The sequence below is a fragment of the Collinsella aerofaciens genome, assembly GCF_020181355.1.
GTDB lineage: Bacteria > Actinomycetota > Coriobacteriia > Coriobacteriales > Coriobacteriaceae > Collinsella.
This window is the reverse complement of record NZ_CP084004.1, coordinates 1990881-2004423: the sequence shown is the minus strand read 5'-3', so window position 1 is coordinate 2004423 and position 13543 is coordinate 1990881. Positions and strand designations below refer to the sequence as shown.

General features: G+C 61.2%; 10 protein-coding genes. All 10 read left to right on the top strand.

Translation table 11 applies throughout. The annotated features are described in order from the left end of the window. The first annotated feature begins 9 nt into the window (after positions 1–9). The 10 genes from LCQ44_RS08745 (at position 10) to rimO (ending at position 13539) form a co-directional block, all read left to right on the top strand. Positions 10–387, top strand: coding sequence for a diacylglycerol kinase family protein (locus LCQ44_RS08745; RefSeq protein ID WP_225093629.1), 378 nt, complete (start codon positions 10–12; stop codon positions 385–387). Positions 388–399: 12 nt separating this feature from the next. Then, positions 400–1467, top strand: a complete 1068-nt coding sequence (gene era, locus LCQ44_RS08740; protein WP_225093628.1) for a GTPase Era — start codon at positions 400–402, stop codon at positions 1465–1467. Positions 1468–1482: 15 nt separating this feature from the next. Beyond that, positions 1483–2232 carry a DNA repair protein RecO gene (recO, locus tag LCQ44_RS08735; RefSeq protein ID WP_117629181.1) on the top strand — a complete coding sequence of 250 codons (750 nt, stop codon included), beginning with the start codon at positions 1483–1485 and terminating at the stop codon, positions 2230–2232. A 138-nt stretch (positions 2233–2370) separates the two neighbouring features. After that, entirely contained in the window at positions 2371–2649 is a 279-nt protein-coding gene (gene rpsO, locus LCQ44_RS08730) for a 30S ribosomal protein S15 (RefSeq protein ID WP_035138510.1), read from the top strand. 149 nt (positions 2650–2798) lie between these two features. Continuing rightward, positions 2799–5045 (top strand): polyribonucleotide nucleotidyltransferase, encoded by a 2247-nt coding sequence (locus LCQ44_RS08725; protein WP_055309899.1) that lies wholly within the window; start codon positions 2799–2801, stop codon positions 5043–5045. A 639-nt stretch (positions 5046–5684) separates the two neighbouring features. Further along, entirely contained in the window at positions 5685–7355 is a 1671-nt protein-coding gene (locus LCQ44_RS08720) for a ribonuclease J (protein WP_225093627.1), read from the top strand. Position 7356: 1 nt separating this feature from the next. After that, positions 7357–10137: an FtsK/SpoIIIE family DNA translocase gene (locus LCQ44_RS08715; protein ID WP_225093626.1), complete on the top strand. Its 2781-nt coding sequence runs from the start codon at positions 7357–7359 to the stop codon at positions 10135–10137. After that, positions 10137–11639, top strand: a complete 1503-nt coding sequence (locus LCQ44_RS08710; RefSeq protein ID WP_225093625.1) for a helix-turn-helix domain-containing protein — start codon at positions 10137–10139, stop codon at positions 11637–11639. Before LCQ44_RS08715 ends, LCQ44_RS08710 begins: the two co-directional genes overlap by 1 nt. A 26-nt stretch (positions 11640–11665) precedes the next feature. Beyond that, positions 11666–12163, top strand: a complete 498-nt coding sequence (locus LCQ44_RS08705; RefSeq protein WP_225093624.1) for a YajQ family cyclic di-GMP-binding protein — start codon at positions 11666–11668, stop codon at positions 12161–12163. A 26-nt stretch (positions 12164–12189) separates the two neighbouring features. After that, complete coding sequence (rimO, locus tag LCQ44_RS08700; protein WP_225093623.1) at positions 12190–13539, top strand: 30S ribosomal protein S12 methylthiotransferase RimO; 1350 nt, start codon at positions 12190–12192, stop codon at positions 13537–13539. Positions 13540–13543: the final 4 nt, after the last annotated feature.

Sequence of the window (13543 nt, the reverse complement as noted above, 5' to 3'; positions counted from 1 at the left end):
GAGCCGTCTATGATTCCCGGATCGAACAAGGACCATCCGTCCTTTTTAAAGTCGTTTTCCTACGCCATGGAGGGCTTCGTCACCGCCGTCAAGACCGAGCGCAACATTAAGATCATGCTCGTTGCGGGCGTGTGCACCGTCATTGCCGGCTGCGTCGTGGGGCTCGACATTGCCGAGTGGGCCACGATTATCATCTGTTGCGGCCTGGTGATTCACGGCGAGCTGTGCAACACCGCTATGGAGGCCATCGTCGACCTGGCGACCCAGGAGCTCCATCCGCTGGCCAAGCGTGCGAAGGACATCGCCGCCGCTTCCGTATACATACTTTCCATCACCGCCGCGATTGTGGGCGTGCTGGTATTTGCCCACGCGCTCGGCTTTATTTAGAAAGGGATTCCCATGTCCGACAATATGCAGCCTACCGATGAAGTTTTGGATGACGAGGTCCTTGACGCGGTGGATACCGAGGAGCTCGAGGATGTCGAGGAGTTCGACCCGTTTGAGGGCATGAGCGACGAGGAACTCGACTCCCTGTGCGACGAGGACGACGGTCCTATGGGCTTTGGTGACGTGGAACCCGGTTTCCGCAGCGGCTTCGTGGCCCTGGTCGGTCGTCCCAACGCCGGCAAGTCCACGCTGCTTAATGCCTGCTATGGCAAAAAGGTCGCCATCACCTCGCCGGTGGCACAGACGACCCGCCGCCGCATGCGCGCCGTCGTCAACCGTCCCGGCTACCAGCTGGTCTTTGTCGATACCCCGGGTATTCATAAGCCCAAGGACGGCCTGGGGTCCGAGCTCAACAAGAGCGCACTGTTCGAGTTGAACGATGTCGACGTCGTCGCGTTTTTGATTGATGCCACCAAGCCGATCGGCAGGGGAGACGCCTGGGTTGCCGAGCGCGTCAGATGCGCTCGTTGCAAGAAGGTCCTGGTGCTCACCAAGGCCGATGAGGCCGACCCCGCACAGGTCATGGAGCAGCTTAAGGCTGCCCACGAGCTTATGGAATATGACGACGAGATTGTGACGTCGTCGGTTAAGAACTTCAACGTCGATGCCTTTATCGAGACCGTTGCGCACTTTTTGCCCGAGGGTCCGCGTTGGTTCCCCGAGGACATGGGTACCGACGCTTCCGATGAGACGCTCGTTGCCGAGTTTGTGCGCGAGAAGGTCTTGCGCCGCACCCGTGATGAGATCCCGCACTCCGTTGGCGTGATCTGCGATGCGCTCGAGCAGACCAAGAAGGTGCTGCGCGTGCACGCCACCATTTACGTCGAGCGCGAGGGCCAAAAGGGCATCATCATCGGCAAGGGCGGCGAGATGATCAAGCATATCGGTATCGACGCCCGTCGCGATCTTGAGCGCATTTTTGGCACGCAGGTCTTTTTGGAGTTGGACGTGAAGATCAAGGCCGGCTGGCGTGACGACGAGGCCCAGATTCGCCGCTTTGGCTATAACGCCGAGGACTAAGGACGCGCGGCGCGCATGGCAGGCTCCCGGACATATCGCACGAAAGTGCTCGTGCTCGATAAGACTAAGCTCAAAGAGACCGACCTGATCTTGACGATGCTTGACGAGCGGGGGCGGCAGGTTCGTGCCGTGGCAAAGGGCGCCCGCAAACCCGGCGGACGCCTGGCTGCGCGCTGCGAGCTGTTCTGTACGGTAGATATGCTGCTCGCACATGGACGGTCACTCGACGTGGTTTCCCAGGCCGAGCTTATGGAGGCGCCGCTCGGCGTTGCGCCCGATTACGAGACGACCTGCGCCGCAAGCGCGATCGCCGAGGTCGCGCGCGTGTGCTCGTTCGAGGACGCCGAGGACCCGTTTACCTTTGCCATCACGCAGCGAGCGCTTGCCCTGGTGGGCAGCGGGCTCGACACGGCGCATATGGATCTACTTGTGGCGGCATATGTCTTTAAGCTGCTGTCGCACGTTGGCTATCGACCCGATTTTTCGGCCTGCGTGCTGTGCGGAGACCCCATGCTGTCGTATTTTTCGCCTCAGGCGGGCGGCCTCATGTGCGGGTCGTGCGCGTCGAGCGTTCCAGGTGCCGAACTGGTGTCGACCGGTGAGGCCGCATGGCTGCGCGCCCTCATGTCCATGACCTTCGATGCGCTTTTGGCCGAGCGAATCGACCCGCATACCGCAGCCTTTTTGCTGGGGCTTTCGCATGTTTGGGCTGCGACGCACACCGATCAGCGCCTCCGTGCGATGGAATTCATGTTGGGTCGGTGATGATGCGCAGGCGCGGGCTGCTTGTGGTAACATACCGACCTGTTGGTACCTCGACCTTGGTTGCTCGCTCCACCGGCGGCTTCCCAGTCCGAGGCGAATCGAGTCGCCCGATGGCGACGCAAAAAGAAAGGTGAAACAATGACTGTTTCCAAAGAGCGCAAGGCGGAGCTGACTGCCCAGTTCGGTAACACCCCGGTCGACACCGGCAACCCCAAGGTTCAGGTCGCCATCCTGTCCGAGCGCATCAAGGAGCTGACCGAGCACATGAAGTCCCATCAGAAGGACTTCCACACCCGTCGTGGTCTGCTCATGCTCGTCGGTCGTCGTCGTCGTCTTCTCTCCTACATCAAGAAGAACGACATCGTCGAGTACCGTGAGCTCATCAAGGCTCTGGGCATCCGCGACAACATCCAGTAGGATTTGTACATGCTAAGAGCGTCCTGCGCAGCGGGGCGCTCTTTTTGTGTAAGGGCGCGAACAATCACGCTCTGAAGCGTGGCGGGGGCAGGGGGTCCGCGTCACATGAGAAGCCCGCAGGCAAGGGGCCTGTGGGGTAAAGGAGAACAATGACACTCGTATCCAAGACCTTTGAGCTGTACGGCAAGACCTACACCTTTGAGTCGGGCGAGCTTGCCAAGCAGGCCACCGGCGCCTGCCTGGTCAAGCAGGGCGACACCACGATGCTCGATACCGTGGTCGTCTCCAAGGAGCGCAAGAACTATGACTTCTTCCCGCTGACCGTCGACTTCAACGAGAAGATGTACGCTGCCGGCCGCATCCCGGGTGGCTACCTCAAGCGTGAGGGCCGTCCCAGCGAGAAGGCCACGCTCACCGCGCGCATGATCGACCGTCCGATTCGCCCGAGCTTCCCGGACGGCTTCCGCAACGAGGTGCACATCGTCGCCACCTCGCTTGTTGCCGACCAAGTCAACCCCTTTGACGTCATCAACGTCATGGGTGCTTCCCTGGCCATGACGCTCGGCGGCGTGCCCTTCGAGGGCCCGCTTGCCTGCGTGCGCATCGGCCGCAACGTGGAGACCGGCGAGTTTATCGTCAACCCCACCTACGAGGAGCGCGAGAACTCCGATCTGGACCTGGAGCTGGGCGGATCCGCCGACTTCATCTCGATGGTCGAGGCCGGCGCCGAGGAGATCTCCGAGGACGACATGCTCGCCGCCATGAAGTTTGGCCAGGAGGCCCTTGCCGCTTTCTGCCAGGCTCAGGACGAGTTCGTCGCCGAGTGGGAGCAGGTCAACGGCCCCATCGTCAAGAAGGAGTACCCGCTCGACCAGCCCGTCGAGGAGGTCCAGGAGCGCATCTTCGCCCACTACGACGAGATGGCAGCCGCCCTTCGTGACGCCGACAAGCTCTCCCGTATCGGCAAGGTTGAGGCTCTGAAGGAGTCCATCCGTGCCGAGTTCACCGAGGAGGAGCAGGCCGCTTGGGAGCGCGAGATCCCCGTGGCGCTCAAGAAGCTCGAGAAGAAGGCCATGCGCACCATGGTCGTCGAGACCGGTGAGCGCGTCGACGGTCGTGCCGCCGACGAGATCCGTCCCATCATGGTGAAGGACAACTACCTGCCGCTCGTTCACGGCTCCGGTTTGTTCCAGCGTGGCCAGACCCAGGTGCTCTCGGTTCTTTCGCTCGGCATGCTCAACGAGGGCCAGCGTCTGGATACCATCGAGCCCACCGAGGGCAAGCGCTACATGCACCACTACAACTTCCCGCCTTTCTGCACCGGCGAGACCGGCCGCATGGGCAGCCCCAAGCGCCGCGAGATCGGCCATGGCAATCTGGCCGAGCGCGCTCTGCTTCCGGTGCTTCCCGACGAGAACGAGTTCCCCTACGCCATCCGCGTCGTCTCCGAGGTCATGGAGTCCAACGGCTCCTCTTCGATGGCTTCGACCTGCGGCTCCACGCTCGCCCTTATGGACGGCGGCGTGCCCATTAAGCGCCCGGTCTCCGGTATCGCCATGGGCCTGATCCAGGAGGAGGGCAAGACCGTGGTGCTGTCCGACATCCAGGGTCTCGAGGACTTCCTGGGCGACATGGACTTTAAGGTCACCGGCACCACCGAGGGCATCACCGCCCTGCAGATGGACAACAAGGCCACCGGCCTCACCTTCGACATCCTGGCCCGCGCTCTGCAGCAGGCCAAGGAGGGTCGCGCCTTCATCCTGCAGAAGATGCTCGATGTGATCCCCGAGCCGCGCCACACCACGCGCAGCACCGCTCCGCGCATCGTTTCCATCCAGGTTCCGACCGACAAGATCCGCGACGTCATCGGTTCCGGCGGTAAGGTCATCCGCGGTATCCAGGACGAGACCGGCGCCTCGGTCGACATCCAGGAGGACGGCACCGTCTTTGTCGGCGGCACCGGCGAGTCCGTCGACCAGGCCGTCGAGCGTATCAAGCTCATCATCAAGGTTCCCGAGCCGGGCGAGGAGTACACCGGTCGCGTGGTCTCCATCCAGCCCTTCGGCGCCTTCGTCAACCTGCTGCCCGGTAAGGACGGCCTGCTGCACATCTCCCGCGTCGCCAAGGGCCGCGTGGAGAAGGTCGAGGACGTCCTCAATGTGGGCGACGAGGTCAAGGTCGTCGTCATCGAAGTCGATGACCGCGGCAAGATTTCGCTCGATCGTCTGGATAAGCCCGAGGCCCCGGCTCGCGCCGAGGGTGCCTCAGAGGGCGACGGCGAGCACTTCCAGCGCCGTGAGCGTCCGCGTCGCGAGCGCTCCGAGCGCAGCGACCGTCCGCGCCGTCCCGGCGACAACGGAGGCCGCAAGCCCCGCCGTCACCACGACGCCGAGTAACAGCTCCACATAAGCAGTTCAACAAGGGCGACTCCGCAATGGGGTCGCCCTTTTGCTTGCGCCCGGGAGGGACGCATATGAAGTTTCCTGCTCTACAGTCCTGCGCAAGACGGAAAGCACATTAAGTGCTTTCCTTTGCGTGCGGAACTCGCGATAAACTTCATATACGGCCCTCCCGGGCGCAAGCAAAAGGGCTGGTTAATGCCGCTTGCTATTTAGTTAGACGGTCTATTCAGTAGTCAGATTTCAGATCTGTAGATAGCCGCAGCAGCATCTTCCAGATAAAACCGACCAAAATAATCCTGTCTTGTTTTGGCAGGTTTCCCGTGGGGCGGGCACTGATGAAGTTTATCGCGAGTTCCGCACGAACAGGAGGCCACTTAATGTGGCCTCCGTCGTGAGCAGGACTGTAGAGCAGGAAACTTCATCAGTGCCCGCCCCACGGGAAACCGGCGGGATAGACCGGTTCAGATGGGGCTTTGATGCATGGGTGGTCTGTTGGTGGGCAAATGGGTATCATACTGTGGTTACTGCGTCGACTCTATGATGCATGTTTGTACGTTCCCGACGGTCGGTTTGCCAGAAGCGCCCCGTCGGTTGTTTCAGACCCGTTTCGAAGAAAGGAAACAACACTAACCTATGGCAGCTAAAAAATCATCTCCCTTGAAGATCATCCCGCTCGGCGGCCTTGACGGCATCGGCAAGAACATGACGGTCTTCGAGTGCGGCGACGACATGGTGCTCGTCGACGCCGGCCTCATGTTCCCGGATGACTCCCAGCCCGGTATCGACCTGGTGCTTCCCGACTACACCTATGTTTTGGAGAACGAGGAAAAGCTCCGCGGTATCGTCGTCACCCACGGCCACGAGGACCACACCGGTTCGCTTCCGTACCTGCTGCAGGACCTCAACAATAAGGTGCCCATCTTTTCGAGCAAGCTGACGCTTGGCTTTATCGAGGGCAAGCTTTCTGAGTTCCGCATCCGCGCACCCAAGTTCCGCGAGGTCAAGGGCGGCAGCCATGTCAACCTCGGCGGCATCTCGCTCGACTTCTTCTCGATGACGCACTCCATTCCCGGCGCTCTGGGCGTGTTCATCCGCACCAACCAGGGTACCGTTATGCACACCGGCGACTTTAAGCTCGACCAGACGCCCATCGACGGCGTCACGCCCGACTATGCCGCTATCAGCCGCTTTGCCAAGCAGGGTATCGACCTGCTGCTTTCTGACTCCACCAACGCCACGGTTCCCGGCTTTACCAAGTCCGAGGCCGAGGTTGGTCCCAACCTGCTGCACGCCATCAAGAACGCGCCGGGTCGCGTGTTCGTCGCGTCGTTCTCGAGCCACATTCATCGTCTGCAGCAGATCTGCGACGCCGCCCGCAAGTGCGGCCGCAAGGTCGTCGTGACCGGTCGTTCCATGCTCACCAACACCCGCGTGGCGCGCGAGTTGGGCTACCTCAACATCGACGATGCCGATATCATCGATGCCTTCGATATCGATAACCTGCCCGACGACAAGATCGTCGTCATGTGCACCGGTTCGCAGGGCGAGCCGCTGTCGGCCCTGTCCCGCATGGCCAACGGCGAGCACAAGACGCTTTCTATCCACGAAGGCGATACCGTCATTCTCTCGGCAACTCCCGTTCCCGGCAACGAGAAGGCCGTTCAGCAGGTCGTCAACAGCCTGGCCAAGCTTGGCTGCGACGTCTGGGATAAGTCCCGCGCCCTCGTTCACGTCTCGGGGCACGGCAGCCAGGAGGAACTCAAGCTCCTCATGGCCATGGCCAAGCCCACCTACTTTATGCCGGTTCACGGCGAGGCCGTGCATCTGCGCGCCCATGCTCAACTTGCACGCAAGATGGGCCTCAAGGAAGATCATATCTTTATTCTCGATAACGGTGACACACTCGAGATGCGTGGCGGTATCGTCAAGCGCGGTACGCCCGTCGAGTCTGGCGTCGTCTACGTCGACGGACTGCGCATCGGCGATACCGACCCCATCGTCCTGCGCGATCGTCAGAAGCTTGCCAACGACGGTATGGTCACGGCTGTCGCTATCGTTTCGCTCAAGCACAAGAAGATCGAGGCCATCGAGTTCTCGGGCCGCGGCGTCTCCTTTGCCATCGACGACCAGTTTTCCGAGGACGCCTCAGCATCCATCATGAAGACGATCGAGAAGGGCAAGTTCAGCTTTACGAGCAGCGGTTCCGATGCCATTCGTAAGGCCGTGCGTGACTCGCTCTCTAACTTTATCTGGAGCCGTACGCGCACTCGTCCGATGATCATCCCGGTCGTCATGGAGGTTTAGTTTGGCGCGCGGATCTGCACAAAACGCCAAAGGCAATAAAGCCAACAACCAACCGGCATCTGCTAAGGGTGCCGGTTCCCATCTTCGTGCCAATAAGGGCCACGAGGCCGAGTTCGACGATTTTGAGCCCCTGGTCGAGCCTTCGGCCAACCGCGATATCGCCGGCGTGGTCATTGCCGTTTTGGCGATTGCGTCCTTCATTGCCGTGATTTCGCCAGCGACCGCACCCGTTACGGCTGCGGTTGCCGGTTTCTACCACCTGGGCTTTGGTCTGGGCGCCTACGTGCTGCCGATCGTCATTTTGCTGTTTGCCGCCACGCTCTTTTTAGGCGAGGATTCGCCGCTCAACGTGCGCTCTGTTGCGGGCGGCGCTGTGGTCTTTATCGCCGTCGTCTCCATTCTTTCGCTGATGGTGTCGGGTACGAGCGACTCGTGCGACCTTATGTTCACGCCGCAAAACCTGTCCGCCTCGGGTGGCTACATCGGTGCGTTTATTGCGAGTGCGCTGCAGAATGCCCTGGGTAAGCCTATCGCGATGGTGGTCCTGTTGGGTCTGGCCGTCGTTGGCTTTGTCATCATCGGCTTTTCGGTGGGCGGCGTTTTGCGCTCTGCCCGCGACCGTGCGGCCGATTTTGCCGAGCGCCGTCGTGCCGATGTCAACGCCAGCCCGTGGGGTGACGACGAAGCCCTGTCGGTGCCCGGCGTTGCCCGTCCGCACCTGAGCATTCTTCGTCAAAAGGGCTCCGATGCTGCTGTGACCACGGTCATGGGCAACGATGCGGACCAGGTTCTGGACGATGACGACGAGGACGAGGATCCGTTTGTCGACGTGTCCGATGCCGTGGAGGCCGAGCGCGCCAAGACGACGCTGCTGCCGCGTCGTCACGCTAAGAAAGGTAAGACGGCTCCCAAGCTCAATACGAGTGAGCCCGACCCGTCTTGGTCCGAGAGCGAGATTGAGCTTACCGAGGGTGATGACGATGATGACGAGTCCCCGCTCGAGACTGCTAAAACCACCTTGCTGCCGCGCCGCCATGCCAAGCGCGGCCAAGTGACCGGTCAGCTTTCGATGGAGGACGATCTGGACAAGGTCGACGAGTCCGAGCCGCCGTTCGCCGTGAATCCCGTCTCGGCCGCCCCTCAAATTCCTGATTTCCTCAAGCATCCCAAGGTTGCCGATACGGCTGTCGCGGGCGCTGTCGAGGCGTCTACTTCGAGCGATGGGGGAGCGGACGGTACTGCTGCCGGTGTCGAGGGCGAACAAGAGGACGGCCTCAAGCTCCCGCCGCTCGAAATCCTGCACGCCAATCCGCAGTCGGCGTCCTCCGCGTCTTCTGATAAGGAACTGGAACAGACTGCCGAGTCGTTGCAGTCTACCCTGCTCGAGTTTGGCCGTAGCGCTCGCGTCGTCGGCTGGATTGCCGGCCCCACGGTCACGACCTTTAAGCTGCAGCCCGGCGAGGGCGAGCGCGTGAGCAAGATCTCGAGCCTCGAGGACGATATCGCGCTTTCGCTTGCCGCCCAGTCGGTGCGCATTTTCGCGCCGATTCCCGGCACCTCGCTCGTGGGCATCGAGATCCCCAATCGCAAGCGTCAGAACGTCAACTTGGGCGACGTGCTGCCCTATGTTAAGGGCGGTCCGCTTGAGCTTGCCATCGGCCGCGACGCCGAGGGCACGCCGGTCGTCGCCGACCTCGCCAAGATGCCCCACCTGCTGATCGCCGGTACCACGGGTTCCGGTAAGTCGGTCATGATCAACTCCATCATCACGACCCTGCTCATGCGCGCGCTCCCCGAGGACGTTCGCTTGATCATGGTCGACCCCAAGCGCGTCGAGCTCGCAGGCTATAACGGCCTGCCGCATCTTTACGTGCCCGTAGTGACCGAGCCCAAGCAGGCCGCGAGCGCCTTGCAGTGGGCGGTGTCCGAAATGGAGCGCCGCCTGAAGGTCTTCGAGCGCCTGAACGTGCGCAAGATCTCGACCTATAACGAAAAGCAGGCCGCCGGCGAGTTTGAGCATTACGATAACCCGCCGCAAAAGATGCCCTATCTGGTCATCATCATCGACGAGCTTTCGGACCTGATGATGGTCGCCGGCAAGGACGTCGAGGCCTCGATTGTGCGTATCGCCCAGCTGGGCCGTGCCGCCGGTATCCACCTTATCGTGGCGACCCAGCGTCCGAGCTCTAACGTGGTGACGGGTCTCATCAAGGCAAACATTACCAACCGTATCGCCTTCAACGTCGCAACGGGCATCGACTCCCGCGTCATCATTGACCAGATGGGTGCCGAAAAGCTCACCGGCTTGGGTGACATGCTGTTCTCAAAGGTCGACTGGGGCAAGCCCCGCCGCATCCAGGGCTGCTTTGTTTCGGATGACGAGATCAACGAGATTGTCGAGTTCGTTAAGTCGCAAAGCGAGCCCGACTACCATGAGGAGATCCTGTCGGCTGTGGCACCTGCCTCCATGTCCATGGCAGGTGGCGGCGGCATCGTGCGAACCGGCGTTGCCGAGCCTCAGGACGACGATCCGCTTATCTGGGAAGCCGCTCATATTGTGGTGGAATCGCAGCTGGGCTCCACATCTGGCCTGCAACGCCGCCTGAAGGTTGGCTATGCGCGCGCCGGGCGTATTATGGACATGCTGGAAGAAAAGGGTGTCGTCGGACCGCCCGACGGTTCCAAGCCGCGCGAGGTTCTGCTGGATGAAGAAGGCCTTGCCGCGCTGGAATCCGTCGACGCCGAGATGGCACGTGAAGATCGTGAGTTTGGAGGATTCTGATGGCTGCACGCTTTGGTGACATGCTGCTCGAGCAGCGTCGCCGAATGGGCCTTTCCATTCAGCAGGTCGCCAACACCATCAAAATCAGGCCGCAGATCATCGAGTTTTTCGAGAATGGCAATTTTGCATCGATGCCTCCGCGCGGCTATGCGCAGGGCATGATTTCGAGCTATGCGCGCTTTTTGGGCCTCAATCCGCGGGAGGTCGTCAACGCTTATTTTGACGATCTGATGGCATATGAGCGTGAGACGTCGCAGCAGGGCGGTCGTTTTCAGGACGCCGCCGGCTACGTCAATTCGCGTTCCTCGGTCGACAACGGCCGCTTCCTGATGGTTCAGGGCGGGCGTTCGACGCGTTATGGCCAGCGCCCTCAGCAGGCTGGCTATGTTACCGAAACGGGCTCGAGCGAGGAGATTCGTTCCCAGCGCGATCGTTTTCGCAGCACGCCGGCGCCCGAGGAGCGCGCACTCCCCGCTGCCCGCGGTGTCGCACGTGACCCTCGTGCCGGCTACGGCGATGGTGGTTATTCCGATCGCGGGTACCGTGGCGTTTCTTCCGGTCGTCCGCTCGGCGGCTATGCAGACGCCGATACTACGCAGGTGACGCCTCGCCTTCGATCTCAGTCGCAACCTTATAGCCAGCGCTCCTCGGCGCCTCGTTCGGGCCAGCGCAACTACCAGGGTCGCGGCGAGCTCGCCCCCCGCTCGGGCCAGCGCAACATGCAGCGCCAAGGTAGCTATCGCGGACGTTCCGACAATAACCGCGGTCGTATGCCCCAAGGCACTGGTCGCGGTGGTTCCAATCGTGGACGCGGCGGTGGGCGTGCTCCCCAGAACAACGGTCTCGATCCACGTATCGTTTACGCCGGTATTGGTGCCGTGGCGCTGCTGCTGATCGTGCTCATCGTGGTGCTCCTGCGTGGCTGCGACTCCTCGGCGCCCGAGTCGACGCCCGAGACGCCCGTTGCCACCAAGACATCGACTAAGAAGTCTTCCAAGACGACCGAATCCGTCGATGAGGATGAAGATACCGATGAGACGACGGACGAGTCCACCGATTCGGATGCCGCTAAGACGACGGCCAAGAAGGAGGAGAACGAGGTCACAAAGGTCAAGATCTCCGTTGCCAAGGGCAAGACTGCTTGGATTGAGGTCAAGGTTGATGGCAAGTCGGTCTATGGCGCCCAGGCGACCGGCCCCTTTGAGCAGGAATACACGCCCGAGTCCTCGATCGAGATCACCACGTCCAAGCCTTCCGATGTCACCGTTACCAAGAACGGCGAAAAGGTCCGCTATGACACCAAGACATCGGGCGTGGCACGCGTGACGATCACCGTTCCCAAGAAGGAGACGACCGACGCCGAGGACGGCGAGACCACTGACGGTAACGATGATGCTAACAGTGCGGATGGAACCGACGCCCAGTCCACGGACGGCACCGATACCGCCACCGACGGTCAAACGATGACCGATTCCACCGATTATTCGTACGACAGCTACTAAGCCGCTCGTAAGCGAAAGGATTAACCATGGCTAAAGATTCCAGCTTCGACGTCGTGTCCGAGGTCAATATGCAGGAGGTCGACAATGCCTTCCAGCAGACCACGCGCGAGATTTCCCAGCGCTATGACCTGAAGGACTCCGGCGCCACCATCGAGCTTTCGAAGGGCGACAAGCTCTTTTCGATCAACGCCCCGGCCGACTTTGTCTCCAAGCAGATCATCGACGTCCTGAGCTCCAAGCTCATCAAGCGCGGCATCGATCTTAAGGCCGTGTCCTGGGATGCGCCCCAGGCTGCATCGGGCGGTACCGTGCGCGTGCTCGGTCACATCGTCGAGGGTATCGACCAGACGACTGCCAAGAAGATCAATAAGGACATCAAGGATCAGAAGCTCAAGGTCAAGGTGACGATTGAGGCCGACAAACTGCGTGTTTCCTCTGCTTCCAAGGATGCGCTGCAGACCGTGATCCAGTTCCTGCGCGACCAGGACTACGGTCAGCCGCTGCAGTTCACCAACTACCGCTAATTCTTTCGAAAGGACCGCTCTCCAACATGGATACTCCGTTGGGCTCCGTGCTCTATATCACCCTCGGGTGCGCCAAGAACGAGGTCGATACCGACCGTATGCGTTCGCTGCTGACTGCCGCAGGCTACGAGGAGGCATTCGATCCACAGGATGCCGATATCGCCATCGTCAATACGTGCTCGTTCCTTGCCTCTGCAACGTCCGAGAGCATCGAGACCACGCTCGAGCTTGCCAACGAGGTGCAGGACGGCGTTCGTTCCTGCCCGATCGTCATGTGCGGCTGCGTGCCGTCACGCTACGGCGACGACCTACCCGACGAGCTGCCCGAGGTCGCGGCCTTTGTGAAGGCCGACGAGGAAGACGGCATCGTGGCGGTTATCGATGACGTGCTGGGTGTTGAGCGCGAGATTGCCGCCTATATTCCGCAGGTCAAGCGCACCGTCGAGGGCGCTGTCGCCTATGTCAAGATCTCCGATGGCTGCAACCGCTTCTGTAGCTTCTGCATGATCCCGTATATCCGCGGTCGTTATCACTCGCGCAATGCCGAGAGCATTATCTCCGAGGTGCGCGACCTGGTCGCCGGTGGCGTGCGCGAGATCGTTCTGATCGGTCAGGACACGGGCATCTGGGGTACCGACTTTGCCGACGAGGACCTCGCTGAGGGCGCGCCGCGCAATCTGGCGCAGCTGCTGCAGGCCGTTGCTGAGGCGGTGCGTCCTCATAACGTGTGGGTCCGCGTACTCTACCTGCAGCCCGAGGGCATGACCGACGAGCTTATCGAAACCATTCGCGATACGCCCGAGGTGCTGCCCTATATCGATATCCCCGTGCAGCACTGCGACGCGCGCATCCTCAAGGCCATGCGCCGCTCCGGTTCGCGCCAGGAGCTCGAGGACCTGTTCCGCGACCTGCGCGAGCGCATCCCCGGTATCGTGATCCGCTCCACGGCCATGGTAGGGTTCCCGACCGAGACCGACGACGAGTTCCGCGATCTCATTGACTTTATGGACACCGTCGGCTTTGACTACACGAGCGTCTTTGCCTACTCGCAGGAGGAGGGCAGCCTGGCTGCTAAGATGGAAGGTCAGGTTGACGAAGAGGTTAAGCTCGAGCGCGCCCAGGAGGCCATGGACCTGGCCGAGTCGCTCGGTTTTGCTGCAACTGCCGCACATGTGGGCGAACGCGCCCAGGTGATCGTCGACGGTATCGAGGAGACCGAAGACGGTGCCGAGCTCATCGGACATGCCTGGTTCCAGGCGCCCGATTCCGATGGCGCGGTGCATCTGGATGCCAGCGAGGCATCTGTGGGCGATATTCTGACGGTCGAGTTTACCGATAGCTTCTGCTACGAGCTTATCGGTCATGTTGTGGAGTAGGAGA

Coding starts and splice junctions, on each gene's coding strand:
- LCQ44_RS08745 (WP_225093629.1), top strand. CDS start 10: ATGATTCCCGGATCGAACAAGGACCATCCGTCCTTTTTAAAGTCGTTT.
- era (WP_225093628.1), top strand. CDS start 400: ATGTCCGACAATATGCAGCCTACCGATGAAGTTTTGGATGACGAGGTC.
- recO (WP_117629181.1), top strand. CDS start 1,483: ATGGCAGGCTCCCGGACATATCGCACGAAAGTGCTCGTGCTCGATAAG.
- rpsO (WP_035138510.1), top strand. CDS start 2,371: ATGACTGTTTCCAAAGAGCGCAAGGCGGAGCTGACTGCCCAGTTCGGT.
- LCQ44_RS08725 (WP_055309899.1), top strand. CDS start 2,799: ATGACACTCGTATCCAAGACCTTTGAGCTGTACGGCAAGACCTACACC.
- LCQ44_RS08720 (WP_225093627.1), top strand. CDS start 5,685: ATGGCAGCTAAAAAATCATCTCCCTTGAAGATCATCCCGCTCGGCGGC.
- LCQ44_RS08710 (WP_225093625.1), top strand. CDS start 10,137: ATGGCTGCACGCTTTGGTGACATGCTGCTCGAGCAGCGTCGCCGAATG.
- LCQ44_RS08705 (WP_225093624.1), top strand. CDS start 11,666: ATGGCTAAAGATTCCAGCTTCGACGTCGTGTCCGAGGTCAATATGCAG.
- rimO (WP_225093623.1), top strand. CDS start 12,190: ATGGATACTCCGTTGGGCTCCGTGCTCTATATCACCCTCGGGTGCGCC.